We start from the raw sequence: 21,493 nt of genomic DNA on the forward strand, positions 1-21,493 counted from the left end.
ATGGGGCATATTTCATGTATGTAAGGACGCCCTCGGTATGACCAACACCGTGCACGAGCCCTCGGAGCAAGCGCTGATACAGCTACTTACCCCAGAAGGGGAACGTCGCTCGCACGCCGAGTACGACAGCTACATCCAGGACGTCGACGCGGAAATGTTGCGTGGGTTCTACCGCGACATGGCATTGACCCGCCGCTTCGACCAGGAAGCCACCGCGCTTCAGCGCCAGGGGCAGCTGGCCCTGTGGGTTCCCTTGCGCGGACAGGAAGCGGCACAGATCGGTTCGGGAAGGGCCACCCGCCCGTCCGACTACATCTTCCCCACCTACCGCGAACACGGCGTGGCGCTGACCCGCAATGTCGACTTCCCGCAGATGCTGCGGATCTTCCGCGGCATCTCCAACGGCGGCTGGGACCCGAGGGAAAACAACTTCCACATGTACACCATGGTGCTCGCGGCCCAGATGCCGCACGCCACGGGCTATGCCATGGGCATCCAGCGCGACCAGGCCGGCTGGGACGCCGAGCGCCTCGAAAAGGACGGCGAGGCGGTCGTCGCCTACTTCGGCGACGGTTCCTCCACCGAGGGCGAGGTCCATGAATCCATGGTCTTCGCCGCCAGCTTCAACTCCCCGGTCGTCTTCTTCTGCCAGAACAACCAGTGGGCCATCTCGGTCCCGTTCCACGTGCAGTCCAAGGTGCCGCTCGCCGACCGCGCCGCCGGCTACGGCTTCCCCGGAATCCGGGTGGACGGCAACGACGTGCTGGCCGTGCTGGCCGTGACCCGCTGGGCGCTCGAGCGCGCCCGCCGCGGCGAAGGCCCGGTGCTGATCGAGGCGGTCACCTACCGGATGAGCGCCCACACCACCGCCGACGACCCCACCAAATACCGCCTGGACGCCGACGAGGAAGCCTGGGTCGGCCGCGACCCGCTGGCCCGCCTGGAGAAGCACCTGCGCGACAACGACCTTGCCGACGAGCTGTTCTTCAAGCAGGTCGCCGTCGACGGCGACGAGATGGCCACCCGCGTCCGCGTCGAAGCCATGGCTTTCCCGGACCCGGAACTCGCCCAGTCCTTCGCCAACGTCTACGCCGAGGCACACCCGCTGATCCAGGAAGAGCTCAAGTGGCACCTGGAATACGAAGCAGGATTCGCCGACACCACCGAGGAAGGGGCCCCCCGATGAGCACCACCACGATGACCCTGGCCAAGGCCATCACCGCCGGACTCGACAAGGTCCTGGCAACAAACCCCAAGTCCCTGCTCATCGGCGAGGACATCGGACGCCTGGGCGGGGTCTACCGCGTCACCGACGGGCTGATCGACAGCTACGGCGCCGACCGTGTGATCGATTCCCCGCTGGGCGAGGCCGGGATCATCGGCACGTCCATCGGGATGGCAATCCGCGGCTACTCGCCGATCGCCGAGATCCAGTTCGACGGCTTCGTCTTCCCCGCCTTCAACCAGATCACCACCCAGCTGGCCAAGATGCGTGCCCGCTCCGAGGGCCGCTTCGGCGCCCCGGTGGTCATCCGGATCCCGTACGGCGGCGGCATCGGATCCATCGAGCACCACTCCGAATCCCCGGAGGCGCTCTTCGCGCACACCGCAGGGCTGCGCATCATGGCACCGTCCAACGCGCACGACGCCTACTGGATGATCCAGCAGGCCGCCGCCTGCCAGGACCCGGTGATCTTCTTCGAGCCCAAGCGCCGCTACTGGCTCAAGGGCGAGGTCGACACCGAGAACCCGGCCGCCGACGCCTTCAAGGCCCAGGTCATCCGGCCCGGCGAGGATGCCACCATCGTCACCTACGGCCCGCTGGTGCCCGTCGCCCTGGCCGCGGCCGAGGCTGCACGCGAGGACGGCCGCTCGGTGGAGGTCATCGACCTGCGCTCGGTCTCCCCGATCGACTTCGACACCATCACCGAGTCGGTGGAAAAGACCGGCCGGCTGATCGTCACGCACGAGGCACCGACCTTCGGCGGCATCGGCGGGGAAATCGCCGCCCGCATCTCCGAGCGCGCCTTCCTCTCGCTGGAGGCCCCGGTCATCCGCGTCGGCGGCTTCCACATGCCCTACCCGGTGGCCAAGGTCGAGGAACAGTACCTGCCCGACATCGACAAGGTCCTCGAGGCCCTCGATCGGTCCTTCGCCTACTAAATGAGTGGTGCGCACGAGCGCCACCGCACCGCTGCAGCATTGTTTCTTAAAGGAGTCAGACGATGAGCACCTTCAACCTTCCCGATGTCGGCGAAGGCCTCACCGAGGCCGAAATCGTCGGATGGAAAGTCAAGCCCGGGGACACCGTGGTCGTCAACCAGGTCTTCGTGGAAATCGAGACCGCCAAGTCGCTGGTCGAGCTGCCCAGCCCCTACGCCGGCGTGGTCAAGGAACTGCATGCCGCCGAGGGCGAGACCCTGGCCGTGGGTGCCCCGCTCTTCTCCGTGGACGAAGTCGGTTCCCGGCCGGCCCCGCTGACCAACGTGCCCCAGGTGGCCGACATCGCCGAATCCGACACCCCGGTTGCCAGCGAGGAGCCCGGCCCGCTGGTGGGCTCGGGCCCCAAGGCCGACGCCGTCAAGCGCCGCGCCCGCACCAACCGCCCGGCCCCGGCCAAGCCCGGCAAGGCCGCAGGCGCACCGGGTGCCCCAGCGATCCCCGCGGCGCTGGCCGACACCATTTCGCGCCGCGCCGCCGAGATCGGCCAGGCCTCCACCCGGCTGACCGCTGCGGCCAAGCCCGCGGTGGCCGCCTTCGTGGACCGTGTGCTGGCCAAGCCGCCCGTGCGCAAGGTCGCCAAGGAACTCGGCGTGGATTTGACCGAGGTCACCGGCACCGGCGGACAGGGTGAGATCACCCGAGACGACGTGATCTCCTACAAGTCCCAGCGCGAGGCCGAACGCGACGCCGCCCCGATGTTCTGGTCCTCCCGGGGCGTGGAGCGCGACGAGCGGATCGTGCGCACCCCAGTGCGCGGGGTGCGCAAGGCCACGGCCAAGGCCATGGTCGACTCGGCCTTCACCGCCCCGCACGTGTCGATCTTCGTTGACGTGGATGCCTCCCGGACCATGGAGTACGTGGCCCGGCTGAAGAAGAGCCGCGATTTCGAGGGCATCCGGGTTTCCCCGCTGCTGGTGCTGGCCAAGGCCGTCATCTGGGCGGCCGCCCGCAACCCCTCGGTCAACGCCTCGTGGGTGGAGACCGAGAACGGCGCCGAGATCCAGGTCAAGCACTTCATGAACCTGGGCATCGCCGCGGCAACCCCGCGCGGGCTGATCGTCCCGAACGTCAAGGAAGCGCAGAACCTGTCCATGCGCGAGCTGGCGATCGCGCTGAACGACCTGGCCGAGACCGCCCGCGCCGGCAAGACCTCCCCGGCCGACATGTCCGGCGGCACCCTGACGGTGACCAACATCGGCGTGCTGGGCATCGACACCGGAACCCCGATCATCAACCCCGGCGAGGTCGCGATCGTCGCCTTCGGTACCATCCGGCAGAAGCCGTGGGTCGTCGACGGTGCGGTGGTGCCGCGCTGGATCACCACCCTGGGCGGCTCCTTCGACCACCGCGTGGTGGACGGGGACCTGTCGGCCCGCTTCATGGCGGACGTGGCGGCCATCATGCAGGAACCGGCGCTGCTGCTGGACTGACACCTACAGCGGGAAAACCTGTCGGGCCCGGCCGGTGCGTGGAAGCGATTCCGCGCACCGGCCGCGGCACTTTTCCGCGCTGGCAATTCCACCGGTGCTGGGGCACAGTGGGAAGCGTATCGACGTCCGATTATGCACTCGCGCACAAGGAGACCACCGATGAGCATCAACCGGGCAGCCACCGCATTCGGTGTTGCATCCCTGCTGGGCATGGTTATGCTGGCCGGCTGCGCAGATGCCGCACCCCGCAACACCCTGGACCAAAGCACCATAGATTCGAGCCCTTTCGGCCCGCCCCAGGTGCCCTCCGCCTACCACGGGGAAGATTCCGGCAGCCAGACCCCGACCCCCACCCCGGCGGCCTCGAGCCAAACGTCCGGCACCCCGGTCCCCGCCGGCGAGATCGACACCACCGGGTGGAAGAGCTTCAGCACCCAGGGCGTGGGCTTCAAGTACCCGGCCGACTGGAACATCGAGGAAGACGACTGCAGCGACTGCAACTCCACGGCCAAGGCACTGGATGACCCGTTCGCCAAGTGGGACCTCGAAACCTCCGACGGCGACGAGATCGCGGAGTTCAGGGCCGACAGCGCGACGGACACCGACGGCGACACGGCAACCTACACCCGCACCGTCCTGGAATCCACGCCCCTGGACTCCGGCTTCCACCAACCGGCCGAGGTGCTCTTCGAACACACGGTGATCCAGGCCCCGGGCAAGAAGACCGAGCAAAAGGTCATGCTGATGATCAACGATTCCGCAGCGGCCAAGGACCGCGACGAACGCCCGGCGCTGGGCTTCTTCACGCCGATCAAGGGCCTGGCCAGCCAAATGGCCAGCACCGACGACCTGGCCGAGGAACTGGGGTTCGACGACGACCAGGTGAGCCTCGACGATGCCAGGAAGATCATGCGAAGCAGGGAATACCGGCAATTGCGGGCCGTCATGCTCAGCGTGCGGGTTGAGAAGTAGCATGGATGCAGACCAACCCATGTACCGACCCGGAAGTGCCGAGTGAAACACCCGCTGTACGTCAAGATCTGTGGACTGAGCACTCCGGCGACCGTGGAAGCGGCAGTGGCGGCCGGAGCAAACGCCGTGGGATTCGTCTTTGCCCCCGGAAGCCCCCGAACCGTGGACCCGGAACTCGTCAAGGCGCTCGTCACACGGGTGCCCGAGGACGTCGAGACCGTCGGTGTCTTCCGCAACCAGCCGCTGGACCAGGTCATCGACATCGCCAGGCGGGCCGGAGTGGGCACCGTGCAGCTGCACGGGGATGAAGCGTACTCGGATGTGCAGGAACTGCACGGGCAGGGATTTGCGACGCTGCGCGCCCTGTCCATCGATGCCTACCGTGCGCTGGCCGAGGCGGAGCGGGAACTCTGGGAGACCGAGCGGATCCTGCTGGACGCCGTGGAGCCGGGTGCCGGGGTCACCTTTGATGCCTCGGAGCTGCTGGCTGCACCTCCCGTCGGAACGTGGATCCTGGCCGGGGGACTGAACCCCGGCAACGTCGCGCACCTGGTCGAGACCCTGCACCCCGCCGGGGTGGATGTCTCCTCCGGCGTCGAATCCAGCCGCGGCACCAAGGACATCGGGTTGATCAAGGCGTTCATCGCCGCGGCACGTTCCACCGAAGCAACGGCCGAATAGGCGCGGCGTCTTGCGCCCCCGGAGGGCGCTGCAATGGGGACCCCACCGGTGACTGATACTTTTTACCTCTGAATCAAGCTGAAACATGTATTTCCCATAAGTAATCTTTGCGTCCTAATCTGGCTGTGGAGCACATCGGTGCCCGCAACCGGAGGGTGGACGACGTGGAAGTACGTCAGATGCGTTACTTCATTGCCGTGGCCGAGGAAAAACACTTTGGCCGCGCGGCACAACGCCTGCATATGGCCCAGCCTCCGCTGTCCCAGCAGATCAAGGCGCTCGAGGAGCAGCTGGGCACCCAACTGCTGGTGCGCACCACCCGCAAGGTAGACCTCACCGCTGCCGGCGAGTTGCTCCTGGCCCGGGCCAGGTTGCTGCTGGCCGAAATCGAGAAGCTCGAACAGGACGTCAAGCTCGTGGGCCAGGGCGCCAGCGGCGTGCTGCGGGTGGGCGTCTCCGGCACCGCCACCTACCGACTGATGCCCATCATCGTGCAAGCGGCCCGGAAACACATGCCGGGCCTGCGCCTGAGCGTGCAGGGCGAGATGCTCACCCCCGAGATGGAAATCGCGCTGGAAGAGCAGCGCGTGGATGTCGCGGTGCTGCGCCCGCCGATCCGTTCGAACCAGTTGAGCCTGAAGTTCCTTGAGAAGGACGAACTTGTCGTGGCACTGCCCGAGGACCACGAACTTGCCTCGCGCGGATTGCTCGACCTTGCGGACCTGGCCGATGAACCCTTCATCGCCTACCCGATGAGCTCCGCGGTGAATGCCATCTCCACCGAGGCCTGCCGCCGGGCCGGCTTCAGCCCCCAGATCGTCCAGGAAACCCAGGAGACCTCCACCCTGCTTTCATTCGTAGCGGCGGGGATGGGCGTGGCCCTGGTCCCCACCGCACGACGCATGTTTGCCCTGCAGGGCATCGTCTTCCGCCAGCTGCGCAATGCGCCCGCGGTCGACCTTGCCGTCGCCTGGAAGACCGACAACGAAACCGCCCTGCTGAAAAAGTTCCTGGACCTCTTCGAGACTCCAGCCACCACGGAAGGAAACCAGGCGTGAAGATCCTGCGCATTGAAGCGATTCCCTATTCGATTCCCTACAACCACCCGCTCAAGTTCGCCAGCGGCCAGGTCACCGATGCCGAGCACGTGCTGGTGCGCATCCACTCGGACGAGGGACTCATCGGGGAGGCCGATGCCCCGCCGCGGCCCTACACCTATGGCGAGACCCAGGAATCGATCATCACCATCATCGAGAAGGTCTTCGCCCCGCAACTCATCGGGCTCGATCCCTTCGACCGCGGCAAGGTCCACGAGGTGATGGCCCGGACCATCCACAACCAGGTCGCCAAGGGTGCCGTGGACATCGCGTTGTGGGACCTGCTGGGCAAGGCGCTGGGAACCCCGGTGCACAAGCTGCTGGGCGGCTACACCGATTCGATGCGCGTCTCGCACATGCTCGGTTTCAAGCCGGCCCAGGAACTGCTCGACGAGGCGCTGCGCTTCGGCGAGGAATACGGCATCACCACCTTCAAGCTCAAGGTCGGACGCCGCCCGCTGGCCCTGGACATCGAGGCCTGCCATGTGCTGCGCGCCGGGCTCGGCGACGACGTGGAACTCTACCTGGACGCCAACCGCGGCTGGAGCGCCAACGAGGCCATGGAGGTGCTTCGCCGCACCGAGGGCCTGGGGCTGACAGCCCTGGAGGAACCATGCGACGCGAAGGAAGCCATGAGCCGCCGCCGGCTGGTGGAAAAGTCCCCGATCCCCATCGTGGGCGACGAGTCGGTGCCCACGGCCGGGGATGTCTCTCGCGAACTGCTCTCCGGAGGTTCGAACGCGATCTGCATCAAGACTGCACGCAGCGGCTTCACCGAGGCCACCGAGATCCTGGGCCTGTGCACCGGGCTGGGCGTGGATGTCACCATGGGAAACCAGATCGACACGCAGGTCGGCTCGCTGGCCACCGTGACCTTCGGTGCCGCCCACGAGGCCACCGTCCGCCGGGCGGGCGAGCTGTCCAACTTCCTGGACATGGCCGACGACCTGCTGGCCGAACCCATCCGCATCAACGGCGGCCGCATCTCGGTGCGCAACGTCCCGGGGGTCGGCGCCGCCATCGACGAGGACAAGCTCTCCCAATACCGCCAGAACTAGCACCTACCCATCACGCCTAATCCAGGAGAAGACATGTTGTTCCTTGCCCGCATGGACGTAACGTTCCCGACCCACCTGACCGAGGCGCAGATCGCCGATTTCCAGGTCCGCGAGAAGGAGTACTCGGGATCGCTGCAAAGCAGCGGAAAAATGGCCGGCATCTGGCGCATCGTCGGTGAGTACGCCAACCACTCGCTGTTCGACGTCGAATCGAATGACGAGCTGCACCAGATCCTCAGCGGGTTCCCGATGTACCCGTACATGAAGATCAATGTCACCCCGCTGGCCAAGCACCCGAACTCGATTCGCTAATACCCTGTCTCTTTCGCACGCCGCGCGGTCCGTGGCGCCGGGGCACGCTTCAATGCGTGCCCGGGTGCCGCGGACCGTTTTCGTTGGCGGGCAGGCTGGCGCCGGGTGTGGTGCGGGTGTGGTGCGGGTCCCCGGCGTCAGCCGGGGGTGCCGGGCAGCGGCGGTGCGGTGGAGGTGTAGGTCGCCCCGACCGGGGTGGTGATCTCGATGGCGTGCCGCCCGCCGCTGTCCACGACGCGCTCCTCCCAGCCGGATTGTTCCTTGGTCTGGTTGCAACTTGCACACCTCCCGGCCGAATTGGCCTCGCTGGTCGGGCCGCCGCGGCTGTGTTGGACCACGTGGTCGAAGTGCTTGATCGGTGCGTTGCACCAGGGGGTGCGGCAGTACCTGTCGCGGATGCTGATCAGGTCCTTCAGGGCGGTGGGGAATTGGCGGGACCTGGAGTCCATGGCCACCAGCGCCCCGGTGTCGGGGTGGGTGTAGATCCTCTTGAGGGACACCAGCCCCCGGTAGCGTTCCCGGTCCTGGGGGTCCCGCCCGGCGACCACCATCCTGGCCCAGGTGGAGGGGACGGTGCCGTAGCCGACCAGGTGGGCCGGTTCGCTGGAGCCCTGGAAGAGGGTGCGGTCGTTCATGACCAGGTTCAGGACGACCTTCACGCCCTGGGCCGGCTTCCTCCCGCTGACCCGGTCCACCAGCACGTCGGCCCGGATCTGGGCCAGGGTGCGGGGGTCCCCGGCCGCCTTGATCTCCCGGGCCGCCTCGTCCAGGGCCTGGTGCACGGCCAGTCCGTCGTCGACGGGCAGCAGCCCGGCCAGCTGCATCATGCCGTCGCGGGCCGGGAACGCGGCCGCGTAGCGCCCGGCCCGGGCGTCCTCCAGGCGGGTCAGGGCGTCGAGCGAGTCGTACCTGTAGGCGAGGCGGCGCACGGTGTCCACCAGCTGCCGGTCGCACATCCCGTCCAGGGCGTGCGGGGTGCGCATCAGTTCGGCGTCCACTTCCTGGCGTTCCCGGGAGGGGAGGTTCCGGGTTTCGCTGTCGATGGCCATGGCCTGGGCCTCGTTGAGGTTCCCGGCCAGCAGTGCGGCGAAGGTCAGGGGCAGGTCCTGGACCATGCGGTTGGAGTAGGCCATGAAGGCCCTGCCCTTGTCCGGGGATTCGCGCCGCGCCATCCCGGCCTGGACGCCGACCCCGTAGGCGGGGTTGTTTTCGTGGACCCCGGCCTCGGTGCGGGCGTCGATGACGCTTTGCTGCATCATGGTGCCGGCGATGAGCTGTGCGCCGCAGGCCGCGCCCTTGATGCGTTCGAGCATGGCCATTTTTTCGTGTTGGTCCCGGGCGCTGCCGCCGGTGTGCAGGTTGGCGACGCCGTCCAGGAACGCGTGGAGGTAGGCCAGGTCTTCGGCGTGGCTGCGTCCGGGCACCGGCGGGAGGGGGATGGCCGGGGGCGTTGGGGCCGCCGGCGCACTGTTTTCGTCGGGGGGTTCGTCTTCCGAATCCTCTTTGTGGTATTCATCGAACATACCTCCATTCTACGCCGTAAGACCGGCAAAATGAAGACCCGGAGTGCGACCATTTTGGCACAAGAGTGCATGTCAGCATCGGTTTTTGGTTGTCCACAGAACTGCGCGGGGGGCTTGACAATCGGGCCCGGAATGGGCACCCAAGCCGCGGAAATTGCTGCTTCCCGGCCCCCGCGCGAGACCGCGAGATGGTGGTTGAATGCTTTCCCTCTGCAGGCGGGATCAAGTGCGGTTCGATCGGCGGGGCGCAGTTCACGGCAAATCGACCAAAGAAGCCGTCGACTTATATGCAGAAGCTCTGAATGAAGCCGAAAGAAGTATTTCCCTCTTCTCAATAACCGCCATAGATTGAAGACATGGAAAGTCGCTGTGAGCGCAGTCACCGGATGGTGTGACCGGCGTCCAGCGCAACAACACCCCTCCAGCAGGAGATAGAAGGAGCAACTCGTGAGCACCGAAACCACCGCCAGCGCAGCAGCATCAGGCAACGCAGCCACCGATCGTTTCCGCGAATCCGGCAAGACCTCGTCCCTCGCGGTTGACGTCGAGCGGGTCAACCTGCTGGCCAGCAAGCTGATCAAGGCCGCCAACGACATCGTCCTCGAAGAGCGCGTCAGCTACGACGAGTTCAACGCCCTGAAGTCCTGGCTGATCAAGGTCGGTGCCGACGGTGAATGGCCGCTGTTCCTCGATGTCTGGCTGGAGCACTCCGTTGAGGACGTCGCCACCGACCACCGCGAGGGCAACAAGGGCTCCATCGAGGGCCCGTACTACGTTCCCGAGGCTCCGGAGCAGAAGTCCCCGGCCACCATCCAGATGCGCGACGATGAGAAGGGCACCTCGCTGCTCTTCCAGGGCCAGGTCCGCAGCACCGACGGCAGCGCGCTGTCCAATGCGAAGATCGAGCTGTGGCACGCCGACGAAGAAGGCTTCTACTCCCAGTTCGCCCCGAACATCCCGCAGTGGAACCTGCGCGGCACCTTCATTGCCGATGCGGAAGGCAACTTCCAGATCAACACCATGCAGCCGGCCCCGTACCAGATCCCGACCGACGGTGCCTGCGGCCAGCTGATCGCCGCCGCCGGCTGGCACGCCTGGCGTCCGGCCCACCTTCACCTGAAGGTCTCGGCCCCGGGCCACGAGCTGCTCACCGCCCAGCTGTACTTCCCGGGCGACGAGCACAACGACGACGACATCGCGACCGCGGTGAAGCCGGAGCTGCTGCTGGACATCAAGCCGGCCACCGAAGGTACCGGCGTGCAGACCACCTACGACTTCGTGCTTGATCCCGTAGCCAAGTAGGTCCTCACCTCCCTCGTCACGGCGGGGCTCCTCGGATACGTTTCCGGGGGACCCCGCCGTTGTCGTACCCCCGCACTTCCGCGGAGCCGCGAGCGGTGCCGCAACCGGGTGCCACGACATCACCAAGACCACCGTCGCAACCCGGCAACAACATGCGAAAGAGAACCACCAATGACCCAGGAAACCATGTTGAACTCGGTGGATGCGAGTGATTTGAGCAGCGCGTTTGGACAATTCACCACCGGCGTCACCGTGGTCACCACGCAGGGAACCGACGGCAAACCCTACGGCGCCATGGTGACCGCTTTCGCAGCGGTGTCCGTGGACCCGCCGCTGGCCCAGATCACGCTGACCCGCAGCTCGCGGGCCGCCAAGCACCTGGACGGGTCCTCGTTCGCCATCAACATCCTCTCCGCTGACCAGCTGGAGGTTGCCAGGCACTTCGCCGGCCAGCCGTTGGACCGCGAACCGGAATGGGCCTTGAACGGAAGCGTCCCGGTGCTGGTGGGCAACGCCGCCACATTGGAATGCCGGGCCTGGAACCACTACGACGGCGGCGACCACATCATCGTGGTCGGCGAAGTCCGCTCGCTGGCCCTCGGCGATGCCGAGCCGCTGCTCTTCCACGGGGGAACCTTCCACCGCATCGGTGAACGCCTCACTGGCGGAGCAGGTGAAAGCTGGTTCGCCGGCGCCAAGGCCTTCCTGCCGTTTGCGCCCCAACGCCCCTGAACCGCGCCGTCCGGCTGCGCTGGACGACCACCACATCCAACCATCCATGCACTGCCTGGCAACAAAGGAGCACACCATGTTTGTCCCAACCCGGCGTAAGACCGCAGGAGAAAACCGCCCCGCGAATGTCCTGCGGAGCAGCACCGACACCGTCCAAAGCCTGAACCACTGGGCCTGGACCGGGTGGATGCCCGAAGCCGAGCGCGACCTCTCGCAGCCCGGAATGCAGGCCACCGAACACCGCACCACAATGCTTGCCGCCTAGGTTTCCGTCCCGAGCTGCACGGACGACCCAGGGGCCCAAGACAGCGATGGAGCTGTCTTGGGCCTCTGCCATGTTTGTCAAAGGTCCAGGGAGCACGTCGGCTCAACCGAGCGAACCAAGAAACTCCGACGCGTCTGCCGCCACGCGTTCAGGGCATTCCCACAGGACCAGGTGCCCGGCGTCCGGATAGATCTTCAGCACCGAACCGGCAATGCGCGCGGCCAGGGTCTGCTCATCGGCCAGTGAAAGCAGGTGGTCGTGCCCGCCCCACAGGACCAACGTGGGTGCCGCGATGGTTCCCGATTCGGTCGGGGGTACGGCCTCGCACAATCCGTCCAGGATGGCGCGCCACACGTGTGCGGGCATCCTGGTTCCGTCGTCCACGCGGTCGTCGATGTACCAGGCGGGCACCTCGTGCAGCAGCGGAAACCAGGTGAGCGATTCGCGGACCCACTCCGCGCCGACAGGGTCCACCAGGGTCTCGACTTCATTGGCGAAGTCGGGCCTGCCGCGCAGGCTCAGCGGAGCGCCGACCAGCACCAGGGCCGCGACCCGCTCCGGATGGTCCACGGCCAGAGCCTGGGCAACATATCCGCCGCTCGAGGAACCCAGGACGAAGGCCCGGGGGACGTCGAGCGCATCGAGGATCGCGGCGGCGTCCGCGGCCTGTTCCGCCAGCGAATATCCGCCCTGCGGCTTGTCGGCATCGCCCTGGCCGCGCAGGTCCGGCGCGTGGACCCTGAAGCCGGCCATCAGGGGCGCCAAGCGGTCGAAGCTCTCGAAGGATTCGCCCCACGCATGCAGCAACAGCAGCGGTGGCGCATCCGCGTCCCCGGCGGTGAAGCAGGGCACCTCGATGCCCGTGGATAGCTTGAGTTTCCTGATCGCGGATCCCATGCTTTCACGTTACGCCGGTGCTCCCGGCCCTGCCCATGCCTAGCCGTCGGACTCCCGGTACCGGGCGGCTAGCTCGGTGCGGGATGTCACCCCGAGCTTCGCATAGATCCTGGTCAAGTGGTACTGGACAGTCTTGGCGCCGATGAACAGCTCCTCTGCGGCCTTCTTGTTGCTGGCCCCGGCACAGACCAGCGAAGCCACCGCCTTTTCCTGGGAGGTGAGCGTCGACCAGTCCGCGGCGTCGCGGCGCGGGACGCTGATGCCGGTGGCCTGCAGCTCCCGGTTGCAGCGCTGGATGTAGATCGTGGCGCCGAGCTGGGTGTAACCGGCCAGCGCCCGGGTGAGCGGTCCGACGGCGTCCCCGCGTTTGCCCGCCCGGCGCAGGGCCTGCCCGTAGGCGTACTCCACCTGGGCCCGCAGCACCGGCAGGGCAGTTCCCTGCAGCTTGGCCAGGGCCTCGTCGAAGGCGGCCCGTGCTCCGTCGATGTCTCCGCGTGCACCGAGGATCTGTCCGCGCACCACCAGGGCGCGCGCCGTGGTCGAGCGGTGGTTGCGTGCCCTGGCCAGCGCTTCGTACGGTTCCAACAGCGCTTCAGCCTCGTCGAGGCGGTCCTTGCGCACCAGGGCATCGAGGTAGAGGTCTTGCCAGGGCCAGAAACCCGGTTCGTCGATCCCGCCCGAACGGTCGAACGCCAACAACGGCTCGAGGGCCAGAATCACCTCGTCGTGGTCGGCCCGGGCGCGGGCGGCCGACGCGCGGGCCATGCGGTACGGCACCTGCATCACCTCGTAGCTTCCGGTGCGTGCCCAGGCCTTGGCCAGGTGGGCCTGGGCCTCGTCCTGCTCCCCGCGCATGGAGTGGATCAGCACCGCGGTGTGGTGCAGCAACGGGCGCACCAACTCGATTCCGGAGCGCTCCTGCAGGAGAACTGCTGCACGCACCGTCTCCAGCGCCTGGTCCCAGTCCCCGGCGGCGAACTCGGCCCGGGCCAGCCAGGCCCTGGCCCACAGGGCAATGCGGTGGGAACCTTCGCTGTAATCGGTCGAGCTGGCGCCGGAAAGTTCGTGGCGGGCCAGTTCCACCTGGTCCGCGGCGACATGCAGCCATCCCAGCGACATCTCGGCGCGCTGGCGCTGGGCACCCGAAGGAAGCTTGGACAGAAGCGCTGCCAGCATCTCCTCACCCCTCGGTGCTTGGCCGATCATGCCCAGGCCCAGTCCCTGGATGACCGAGGCCTCCACGGCCAACGTGCTTTCCGGGTTGGCCAGCTCAAGGGTCTTTTCCGCCCACCCCACCAAGCCGGGACCATCGATCCGGCAGAGCGCGTCAAGGACCCGGCGTTGGGCCACCGTGGCCATGATCTCGGTCTGTCCCGAGTGGGCGGCGCTTCTCCAGGCGCTGGCCAGCCACAAGTCCGCGGTGTTTGCCAGGCCCTGGAGGATCGCGATGTAGCCCGAAAGCAGGTCGCGTGCCGGGCTGGCGGCCAGGGATGCCAGCTCGTCCGAACAGGCCAGCGCGCCGGGCAAATCACCGGCGGCCACCGTGGCGTCCACGGCACGCAGGAAGAGCGGGTCGCGGTGGGCGCTGTCGGTCGCCAGTCCCGCCGCCCGGTGCAGAGCCACCGCGGCCGAGGCCCACTGCCCCTTTTTTGCCTGCTTTTGGGCGTAGAGCTCCAATAGATGCGACAGCGCCGGGTCCGAGAGCAGCGTGGCATCGGCCCGGTGGGCCAGTGCGGTTCCTTCGCTCTCGCTCGTTTCGGCAGCGGCCGAATGCAGGGCCAGACGGCGCGAAAGCGGGATCAGGTGGTAGACGGCGACCTGCGCGATGGGTCCCGGGAACACCAGGGAGAGGTTTCCGCCGGTTCCGGCCACGGCGACCAGCCCGGAGGCCACGCATTCCTCCACCAACGGGAGCGGGTCCGTGGTTCCGGCCAGGCGAACAACGGCGTCCAGCCGGGCGCCGTGCTCCAGCACCGAGGCGGCTTCGATGAGGGACCTGGCAGCGGGCGAGAGCCCGTCCAGCCGCGCGGCCGTGTCGGCTGCCAGCGCACGGGGCACCGGGAACCGGTGGCCGGGTTGGTTCCAGGTTTCCCCGGGATTCTCCCTGACCAGGTCCAGCGCCGTGTGCAAGTTTCCGGCGGTGTAGGTGGCCAGCTGGTCGGCCGCGGCCGCCGAAAGCTCGACGCCGAGCCGGGCCACGGAGATTTCCCTCAGGACGGCACCGCTCGGCGGGTCCAGCTCGATCGTGGTGCTGCCCGGCGCCTCGATGAGTTCGCGGGCCCCGGGCGGGAGGAAGACTGCCTCCTCCTGGCGGAGGGTCAGAATCACCAGCACCCGTTCGTTGCGCAGCCGCCGCCAGGCGAACAGCAGGGCGGCGAGGGATTCGGCGTCCGCCCACTGCAGGTTTTCGACCAGGACGATGCCGGTGCGCTTGCCGACGGCCTGGAGGAAGGCGAGCAGGGCCTCGGGCAGCGGATCGGGACCCGCGGTGTCGGAGGACCCCAAAATTTCCTGAAGGGCCGATCCTGCAAGTTCCTGCTCCCAGCGGGCCCCGCCGGAGGTCCAGGCGGCAAGATGCTTGTGGTTTTCCATGAAGCGCCGCACCATGGTGGTCTTCCCGCACCCGGCCGGGCCGCGCACGATCAGCAGCTGCGCGGCACACCCCTCGGCGGCTTGCAGCAAGCGAGCCATCAAGGCCAATGACCGTTGTTGATCCATGGTTCCGCGTCTACCAATCTTTCAATGTACACAGGCGGGGCTGCGTGGACATCCTTGTCCACGCAGCCCCCCAATATTGCCGGTGTTCCACCCGACCCATGGCTGTTACTTCGCGAGCTCGACCCGTACAGCGGAGCCCGCGGGCAGCTGCGCCTCGGAGTTGCGCAGCGGAACGCATGCGGTGACCAATGCACCAACGATAGCAACCCCGGCAAAGACGTAGAAGGCGACGTGGTTCTCCACGCCCGCGGCCATGAGCAGCCCTCCGATCAACGGACCGAAGATGCCGCCCAACCGGCCGAATCCGGCGCACCAGGCCACACCTGCGCCGCGGGCGGCGGAGTTGTAGTAGTTGGAAACAAACCCGTAGATCAGCACCTGCGTGCCGATGGTTCCCACCCCGGCCACGGCAACAAGTGCGAGCAGGATTCCGAAGGGAAGCTGCATCGTCAGCAGCACCATGGCCACCGCGGCGAGGAAGAACGTCGTGGAGACCACGCGCTTGGCACCGATGCGGTCCGCGCCCACGGAGGCAATGAGCCCTCCGAAGACCGCACCGGCGTTGAGCACCAACAGGAATGCGAGCGAGTAGGACTTGCCGTAGCCGAACTGGGACATGATCTGCGGCAGCCAGGTGTTCAGGCCGTAGGTCAGCATCAGGCCGGCGAAGCTCATCAGGCCCAGCAATAAGGTCGGCAGCGCATACTTCCTGGAGGCCAATGCCCGGAAGCCGATCTTGGTGTCAACGGGTTCGGTCAGAAGCACGGGGGCTCCGGTGGCAACGGGCTCGGCGATCGGGACTCCGGTGCGGATCGAGACCCGCTGTGCTTCCTCGGTGCGGCCGCGGGCCATGAGCCATTCGGGGGATTCCGGAAGCTTGGCCAATGCCATGGGCAGCAGGAAGAGGATGGGGGTGGCGCCGATGAGGAAGAGCCCGCGCCAGCCGACGTGGTCAAGGAGAACGATGGCCAGCAGGGACGCCAGGACGCCGCCGACCGGGACACCCGAGTAGACGATGGCGTTGTAGTAGTTGCGCTTGCCCTTGGGGGCGAACTCTGCCACGACCGCGCCCGCGGTGGCCACCAACGCTCCGACGCCGAGCCCGGTGGCGAAGCGCAGGGCGCCGAACGCGAAGACGTTCGGGGCCAGGGCCGTCAGGCCCATGAACACGGAGAACCAGATGATGCCGGTGATCATGATCTTCCTCCGGCCCAGGTAGTCCCCGACCGCGCCGGTGGTCAACGCGCCGACCATGACACCGAACAAGGCCCAGCTGCCCAGCACCCCGGCGGTGGCGGGACCGATCTCGCCGAGCTGTGTGGGGTCGTTGAGCAGTGTGGAGACGATGGTTCCGTAGACAACAAGGTCGTATCCGTCGAAGATCAGGGCGATGGCGGCGATGGCCACCACCCAGGCCACGGTGCTTTTTTGCCTTGCGAGGGTGCTTGGTTCCGGTGATTTCACGTTGTGCTCCATTTGTCTCATGGGCCCGGCGCGCACGGCATTGTGCGGGTGTCAGGGCACGAACAAGTGCCTCAGGGGATTCCCTGGGGTGTGGAAGCCGTGGCCCGAAGGAATTTCGGGCGGCGGGCCGTGGAATTGCTGGGTGGAAACTTGGTGCTGGTGGATGCCGGTCGCAGGCGGCGGCAAGACCGCCGCCTGCGACCAAAATGGGGGTGGGAACGGGCCCTAGCCCAAATCCCCGCCCGCCACCGCAAGGGTGCTGCCGGTGATGTAGGAAGCCTCGTCGGAGGCCAGGAACGCGATGGGGCCGGCCTGCTCGTCAAGGGTTCCGTAGCGCTTGAGCAGGGTTGACTCGACGGTCTGGTCAACGATTTGCTGGTACCAGGCCTGCTCCTGCTCGCCCTCGGGGGACGGGCCGCGCTTCACCAGGCGTTCGGGGGCTTCGGTGCCGCCCGGCGCGGTGGCCACCACGCGGATCCCGTGGGCCGCCCCCTCCATGGCCAGGGCCGAGGTGATGGCCTTGACCCCGCCCTTGGCCCCGGCGTACGGGACGCGGTTGACGCCGCGGGTGGCAACCGAGGAGACGTTCACGATGGTGCCGGACCCGGCCTTGATCATTTCCGGGAACGCGGCGCGGCACATCCACAGCGTGGGGAAGAGCGAACGCTGGATTTCCTTCTGTATCTCCTCCGGCGCATAGTGCTCGAACGGCTTGGCCCAGATGGTCCCGCCGACGTTGTTGATCAGCACATCGATCCGGCCGTATTCGCTGACCGTGGCGGTGACAGCGGACATCGCGCCCTCGAAGGCCTCGAGGTCGGCTGTCACGCTCAGCGCGTGCACGCCGTGGGCACGCAGGCCCTCGGCGACGTCGTGGACCAGCGGGGAGCGGTCCACCAGGACCAGTTCCCCACCCTCGGCGGCGATCCGCCGGGCCACGGCCCAGCCGATTCCCTGGGCGGCCCCGGTGATCAGCACGACCTTGGAGGCGAAGCGGCCGGCGTGGAAGGACCCGGGCAGTGAAGCCGTGGCGGCCTGGTTCGCCGCCGTGTTGTCGGCGCTCATTTGCCCGGGGTGCGCGACGCTGCGGCCATGGTGGCCTTGGCGTGCTCGTTGTGGGCGATGATGGCCGTGCGTGCGGCGGGCAGGTCCTGGTTTTCGAAGGCGGCAACGATGGACAGGTGGTCGGCGTCGACGGCGCCGTCGATCCAGTGCTCCTTGCGCAGCACCTTGGCCATGGTCGCGGGGACCTCCAGACGCTGGTAGGCCTGGAGCAGGTGTTCGTTGCCGACGCAGTTGAACAGGAACTCGTGGAAGGCCTCGTTGGTGATGGTGAATTCCTCGGAGCTGACGAACTTCTCGCCGTCCAGGGTCTTGCCGGCCAGTTCGGCCAGCACCTTGAACTCGACAAGCTGCTCGGGCGTCAGCTTGCCCATGGTCAGTTCAACGATGGCCAGTTCCAGGGCCATGCGCGCGTCGAACTGCGCCTGAAACGTTGCATGCTCTTCGCCGATTTCGTAGGCGGGCAGGGCTGCCGGGGCCACTGCGGCAGGAGCTGCCGCCGGAGCCGGTGCCGCTGCGGGTGCCGGTGCCGCTGCAGCATCGGGGGTGACGGCCAGAGCGAACTTCTCGAAGTAGAAGTTCTGCGGCTTGATGCCCTCGGCCTCCAGGTGGCGGCGGACGCCCTCGACCATCGGCGGGGGACCGCAGAGGTAGATGTCGACGTCGCCCTCGACCAGGTGGTGCGGCTCGAAGTGGTTGGTGACGTAGCCCTTCTTTTCCGAGCTGCTGGCCGGGTCGCCCACGACGGTGTCGAAGGTGAAACCGTCGATGCGTGCCTTGTAGTCCTCGAGCACATCGATCTCGACCAGGTCGGTGTCGGTGTTGACGCCATAGATCAGGTGGACGGGGTGGGCGTTGCCCATGCCGGAGAGCTTTTCCAGGATGGCCAGCAGCGGAGCCAGGCCGGTGCCGCCGGCCAGCAGCAGCGAGGTGCGCTTGGGGTCGCGCAGGAAGAAGCTGCCCATCGGGCCGGTGAAGTTCAGCTGGTCCCCGACCTGCGCCGTGTCGCGCATGTAGGTGGACATCAGTCCGCCGTCGGTGATGCGGATCAGGAAGGAGAGGGTGGAGACCTCCGGGCCGGAGCTGAAGGAGTAGGAGCGGGTCTGGCCGTTGGAGCCGGGAACCTCGATGTTCACGTACTGGCCGGGCAGGAAGTTCAGGTCGTCACGGTTTTCGATCTCGAGGGTGAAGGCGTAGGTGGTCTCGGAGATCCGGCGGATCTCGGTCAGCGTCGAGGAGTACGTGGTCGCCGCCGTCTTGGCAACGTCCGAGGTGGTGGGGATCTGCAGCACGAGGTCGGACTCGGGGACCATCTGGCAGGGCAGGCAGAAGCCCTTCTCGGCTTCGTCGTCGGTCAGCGCCTCCTCGATGTAGTCGCCGGCGTCGAACGTGCCGGATTCGCAGAAGGCCTTGCAGGTGCCGCACGCGCCGTCACGGCAGTCGAGCGGGATGTTGATCCGTGCCTTGTAGGAGGCATCGGCGACGGTTTCGCGGGGTCCGACCTTGATGAACCGGGTAATTCCGTCCTCGAAGGCGAGGGCAACCTGATAGGTCATGAGGGGAGCTCTTTTCAAAATAGTGCAGGGAGGTGCAACGGCTGGTACGGGCAAGGGCGGGGCGGGGGCATCACTGCCCCCGCGCGCGCCTGCCGGTTTGCCCACCGGGGGCGCGGGGAATCAGATGTGGTAGATGTCCACGACGTGGTGGATGTAGTCGTTCTTCAGCACGACCTTCTTGGCCATGATCACCGGCTGGGTGCCGGAGTAGTCGATGGTGTAGAAGGATGCGCCGAAGTAGGTGTCGACGTTCTGGTAGCGGTAGTACAGCGTGAACCAGTTGAAACGCACGTCGACCCTGTCGCCGTCAACGGAGACGATCTCCACGTTGGAGATGTTGTGCCCGGTGCGCGGTTCCGGAAGGCTCGTGGCCGAGGAGCGGTCGGTCTTGATGCGGAAGACGCGGTCTTCCAACCCGCCGCGGTTTGCATAGAAGATCAGCGAGATCTCGCGCTGCGGGTCCTCGGTGAGCTTGTCGTCGTCGGCCCAGGCCGGCATCCAGAAGGTGGCCTCGGGGTGGTAGCAGTCGATCCAGCGGTCGAAGTCGCGGTCGTCCAGGAAGCGGGCCTCGCGGTAGAGGAACTGCTTGATGTCCTCCAGCGAGAGGGTCCCGGAGCTGGTGCGGACCTCCGTGACGATGGCGTCAGTGGTTGCAGTCAATGTCATGCCCCTTTTCGGTGGTTCCGTTGGTGGTGTTTGCCGCCTCGGCGGCAACGGCCTCGCGCATGGCGGAAAGCCAGTAGCCGTGCTGGATCGGGTACAGGCCCTCGTCCTCGGTGCGGGCGCCGGAGGAAATCGGCTCCAGGCCGATCTTCTTGGCGTTCTCGTCGGCGCCGGTGATCTGGTGGGCCTGGCCGCGGGAGAGGTCGTTCCACTTGGCGGCGGTGGCCATGTAGGTCTTCTGGCAGGACCGGAATTCCTCCAGGTCATCCGGGGTCGCCATGCCCGAGGCGTTGAAGAAGTCCTCGTACTGGCGGATGCGGTTGGCGCGGGCCTCGTCGGATTCGCCGACGGGCGCGATGCAGTAGATGGTGACCTCGGTCTTGTCCACGGCGACCGGGCGGAAGACCCGGATCTGCGAGGAGAACTGGTCCATCAGGTACACGTTGGGGTACAGGCAGAGGTTGCGGGAAACACCGATCATCCAGTCGGCCTTGGCCTCGCCGTGGGCGGCGACCAGTTCGTCGCGCTTCTCGGCCAACGGGCGGTTGGCCGGGTCCAGCCACTCGGTCCACAACAGCAGGTGGCCGTTGTCGAAGGAGTAGTAGCCGCCTTCCTGCTTGTCCCAGCCGCCGGCATCCATGGTCTTGGTGTCGTTGGTGGACTCCCCGGCGCTGCGGCGGGCCTGGGTGGCGGCGTAGTTCCAGTGGGTGGCCGAGACGTGGTAGCCATCGGCGCCGTTTTCCGCCTGCAGCTTCCAGTTGCCGTCGTAGGTGTAGGTGGAGGAACCGCGCAGCACCTCAAGGCCGTCGGGGGACTGGTCCACGATCATGTCCATGATCTTGGTGGATTCGCCCAGGTGCTCTTCCAGCGGCTTGACGTCCGCGTTCAGCGAGCCGAAGAGGAATCCGCGGTAGGACTCGAAGCGGGCGACCTTGGTCAAATCGTGCGAGCCGTCCTTGTTGAAGCCTTCCGGGTAGCCGGCGCCGCGGGAGTCCTTGACCTTGAGCAGCTTGCCGGAGTTGTTGAAGGTCCAGCCGTGGAAGGGGCAGGTGAACGTGGTGCGGTTGTCCGTCTTGCGGCGGCAGAGCATGGCCCCGCGGTGGCTGCACGCGTTGATGAGGGCGTTGAGCACGCCTTCCTTGTTGCGCGAGATCACGATCGGCTGGCGGCCGATGTTGGTGGTGAAATAGTCGCCGATGTTGGGGATCTGGGACTCGTGGGCCAGGTAGATCCAGTTGCCCTCCCAGATGTGCTTCATCTCCAGTTCGAAGATCTCTTCGTCGGTGAAGATGTTCCGGTTGGCGCGGAAGACGCCGGTCTCCGGGCTGTCGACGAGTGCGTCGTCGAGCAGTGTCGAGACTGCATTGAGAGTTTCAGTCATGGGGTGCTCCATCCTTCGTAGGGGCGTTGGCGCCCGGGTCCACCGCTGGGGTGGCGAAACCATGATCTACACCATGCCAGTACGTGCGCGACCTCACACTGGGCATATGCCTAGGCTTGGCCAAGGGTGGGGCCCATTGGGTGTCTTCCCCTATCAA

Annotated in this window: 19 protein-coding genes; 11 read left to right on the forward strand and 8 right to left on the reverse strand. The window is 66.8% G+C overall.

Annotated elements, in window-relative coordinates; translation table 11 throughout:
* Positions 1–37: 37 nt before the first annotated feature.
* The 8 genes from JOF46_RS05875 (at position 38) to catC (ending at position 7,773) form a co-directional block, all read left to right on the forward strand.
* Entirely contained in the window at positions 38–1,186 is a 1,149-nt protein-coding gene (locus tag JOF46_RS05875; protein ID WP_209906463.1) for a thiamine pyrophosphate-dependent dehydrogenase E1 component subunit alpha, read from the forward strand.
* Positions 1,183–2,163, forward strand: a complete 981-nt coding sequence (locus JOF46_RS05880; protein WP_209906464.1) for an alpha-ketoacid dehydrogenase subunit beta — start codon at positions 1,183–1,185, stop codon at positions 2,161–2,163. The genes JOF46_RS05875 and JOF46_RS05880 overlap by 4 nt, the downstream gene beginning before the upstream one ends.
* A 62-nt stretch (positions 2,164–2,225) precedes the next feature.
* Complete coding sequence (locus JOF46_RS05885; protein WP_209906465.1) at positions 2,226–3,653, forward strand: dihydrolipoamide acetyltransferase family protein; 1,428 nt, start codon at positions 2,226–2,228, stop codon at positions 3,651–3,653.
* Positions 3,654–3,812: 159 nt separating this feature from the next.
* The gene (locus JOF46_RS05890) at positions 3,813–4,625 is read left to right on the forward strand and encodes a hypothetical protein (protein WP_209906466.1); all 813 of its coding nucleotides are present in this window, start codon (positions 3,813–3,815) and stop codon (positions 4,623–4,625) included.
* A gap of 42 nt (positions 4,626–4,667) precedes the next feature.
* Positions 4,668–5,306, forward strand: a complete 639-nt coding sequence (locus JOF46_RS05895; RefSeq protein WP_209906467.1) for a phosphoribosylanthranilate isomerase — start codon at positions 4,668–4,670, stop codon at positions 5,304–5,306.
* A 164-nt stretch (positions 5,307–5,470) separates the two neighbouring features.
* Positions 5,471–6,364, forward strand: coding sequence for a LysR substrate-binding domain-containing protein (locus JOF46_RS05900; protein WP_342592376.1), 894 nt, complete (start codon positions 5,471–5,473; stop codon positions 6,362–6,364).
* Positions 6,361–7,461, forward strand: a complete 1,101-nt coding sequence (locus tag JOF46_RS05905; RefSeq protein WP_209906468.1) for an enolase C-terminal domain-like protein — start codon at positions 6,361–6,363, stop codon at positions 7,459–7,461. Before JOF46_RS05900 ends, JOF46_RS05905 begins: the two co-directional genes overlap by 4 nt.
* 33 nt (positions 7,462–7,494) lie before the next feature.
* On the forward strand, positions 7,495–7,773 hold the full coding sequence (gene catC / locus JOF46_RS05910) for a muconolactone Delta-isomerase (RefSeq protein WP_209906469.1): 279 nt from the start codon (positions 7,495–7,497) through the stop codon (positions 7,771–7,773).
* Positions 7,774–7,910: 137 nt separating this feature from the next.
* Here the strand turns inward: catC and JOF46_RS05915 are convergent, their stop codons facing one another.
* Positions 7,911–9,296 carry an HNH endonuclease gene (locus JOF46_RS05915; RefSeq protein WP_209906470.1) on the reverse strand — a complete coding sequence of 462 codons (1,386 nt, stop codon included), beginning with the start codon at positions 9,294–9,296 and terminating at the stop codon, positions 7,911–7,913.
* A gap of 447 nt (positions 9,297–9,743) precedes the next feature.
* Here JOF46_RS05915 and catA point away from each other — a divergent pair, with 447 nt between their 5' ends.
* The 3 genes from catA to JOF46_RS05930 all read left to right on the forward strand — a co-directional run bounded on the left by catA (position 9,744) and on the right by JOF46_RS05930 (position 11,595).
* Positions 9,744–10,598, forward strand: a complete 855-nt coding sequence (gene catA / locus JOF46_RS05920) for a catechol 1,2-dioxygenase (protein WP_209906471.1) — start codon at positions 9,744–9,746, stop codon at positions 10,596–10,598.
* 171 nt (positions 10,599–10,769) lie between these two features.
* Positions 10,770–11,330, forward strand: a complete 561-nt coding sequence (locus tag JOF46_RS05925) for a flavin reductase family protein (RefSeq protein ID WP_209906472.1) — start codon at positions 10,770–10,772, stop codon at positions 11,328–11,330.
* 76 nt (positions 11,331–11,406) lie between these two features.
* A complete protein-coding gene (locus JOF46_RS05930) occupies positions 11,407–11,595 on the forward strand; it encodes a hypothetical protein (RefSeq protein ID WP_209906473.1) in 189 nt (62 codons plus the stop codon).
* 102 nt (positions 11,596–11,697) lie between these two features.
* Here JOF46_RS05930 and JOF46_RS05935 read toward each other — a convergent pair whose 3' ends face one another.
* From JOF46_RS05935 to benA, 7 genes are all read right to left on the reverse strand, one after another.
* Positions 11,698–12,492, reverse strand: coding sequence for an alpha/beta fold hydrolase (locus JOF46_RS05935; protein WP_209906474.1), 795 nt, complete (start codon positions 12,490–12,492; stop codon positions 11,698–11,700).
* Between the two features lie 39 nt (positions 12,493–12,531).
* Positions 12,532–15,183, reverse strand: coding sequence for a helix-turn-helix transcriptional regulator (locus tag JOF46_RS05940; protein WP_209906475.1), 2,652 nt, complete (start codon positions 15,181–15,183; stop codon positions 12,532–12,534).
* 132 nt (positions 15,184–15,315) lie between these two features.
* On the reverse strand, positions 15,316–16,674 hold the full coding sequence (locus JOF46_RS05945) for an MFS transporter (protein WP_342592377.1): 1,359 nt from the start codon (positions 16,672–16,674) through the stop codon (positions 15,316–15,318).
* A gap of 225 nt (positions 16,675–16,899) precedes the next feature.
* Entirely contained in the window at positions 16,900–17,739 is an 840-nt protein-coding gene (locus tag JOF46_RS05950) for a 1,6-dihydroxycyclohexa-2,4-diene-1-carboxylate dehydrogenase (RefSeq protein WP_209906476.1), read from the reverse strand.
* Positions 17,736–19,292, reverse strand: coding sequence for a benzoate 1,2-dioxygenase electron transfer component BenC (gene benC / locus JOF46_RS05955; RefSeq protein ID WP_209906477.1), 1,557 nt, complete (start codon positions 19,290–19,292; stop codon positions 17,736–17,738). The genes JOF46_RS05950 and benC overlap by 4 nt, the downstream gene beginning before the upstream one ends.
* A gap of 120 nt (positions 19,293–19,412) precedes the next feature.
* Positions 19,413–19,958 (reverse strand): benzoate 1,2-dioxygenase small subunit, encoded by a 546-nt coding sequence (benB, locus tag JOF46_RS05960; protein WP_209906478.1) that lies wholly within the window; start codon positions 19,956–19,958, stop codon positions 19,413–19,415.
* Positions 19,936–21,336 (reverse strand): benzoate 1,2-dioxygenase large subunit, encoded by a 1,401-nt coding sequence (gene benA, locus JOF46_RS05965; RefSeq protein ID WP_209906479.1) that lies wholly within the window; start codon positions 21,334–21,336, stop codon positions 19,936–19,938. The genes benB and benA overlap by 23 nt, the downstream gene beginning before the upstream one ends.
* Between the last annotated feature and the right edge of the window lie 157 nt (positions 21,337–21,493).

Source organism: Paeniglutamicibacter psychrophenolicus, assembly GCF_017876575.1.
GTDB classification, from domain to species: Bacteria; Actinomycetota; Actinomycetes; order Actinomycetales; family Micrococcaceae; genus Paeniglutamicibacter; species Paeniglutamicibacter psychrophenolicus.

Excerpts from the sequence above, each read along its gene's own strand:
- JOF46_RS05875 (WP_209906463.1), top strand. The coding sequence starts at position 38 with ATGACCAACACCGTGCACGAGCCCTCGGAGCAAGCGCTGATACAGCTA.
- JOF46_RS05880 (WP_209906464.1), top strand. The coding sequence starts at position 1,183 with ATGAGCACCACCACGATGACCCTGGCCAAGGCCATCACCGCCGGACTC.
- JOF46_RS05885 (WP_209906465.1), top strand. The coding sequence starts at position 2,226 with ATGAGCACCTTCAACCTTCCCGATGTCGGCGAAGGCCTCACCGAGGCC.
- JOF46_RS05890 (WP_209906466.1), top strand. The coding sequence starts at position 3,813 with ATGAGCATCAACCGGGCAGCCACCGCATTCGGTGTTGCATCCCTGCTG.
- catC (WP_209906469.1), top strand. The coding sequence starts at position 7,495 with ATGTTGTTCCTTGCCCGCATGGACGTAACGTTCCCGACCCACCTGACC.
- JOF46_RS05915 (WP_209906470.1), bottom strand. The coding sequence starts at position 9,296 with ATGTTCGATGAATACCACAAAGAGGATTCGGAAGACGAACCCCCCGAC.
- JOF46_RS05925 (WP_209906472.1), top strand. The coding sequence starts at position 10,770 with ATGACCCAGGAAACCATGTTGAACTCGGTGGATGCGAGTGATTTGAGC.
- JOF46_RS05930 (WP_209906473.1), top strand. The coding sequence starts at position 11,407 with ATGTTTGTCCCAACCCGGCGTAAGACCGCAGGAGAAAACCGCCCCGCG.
- JOF46_RS05935 (WP_209906474.1), bottom strand. The coding sequence starts at position 12,492 with ATGGGATCCGCGATCAGGAAACTCAAGCTATCCACGGGCATCGAGGTG.
- JOF46_RS05940 (WP_209906475.1), bottom strand. The coding sequence starts at position 15,183 with ATGGCTCGCTTGCTGCAAGCCGCCGAGGGGTGTGCCGCGCAGCTGCTG.
- JOF46_RS05950 (WP_209906476.1), bottom strand. The coding sequence starts at position 17,739 with ATGAGCGCCGACAACACGGCGGCGAACCAGGCCGCCACGGCTTCACTG.
- benC (WP_209906477.1), bottom strand. The coding sequence starts at position 19,292 with ATGACCTATCAGGTTGCCCTCGCCTTCGAGGACGGAATTACCCGGTTC.
- benB (WP_209906478.1), bottom strand. The coding sequence starts at position 19,958 with ATGACATTGACTGCAACCACTGACGCCATCGTCACGGAGGTCCGCACC.
- benA (WP_209906479.1), bottom strand. The coding sequence starts at position 21,336 with ATGACTGAAACTCTCAATGCAGTCTCGACACTGCTCGACGACGCACTC.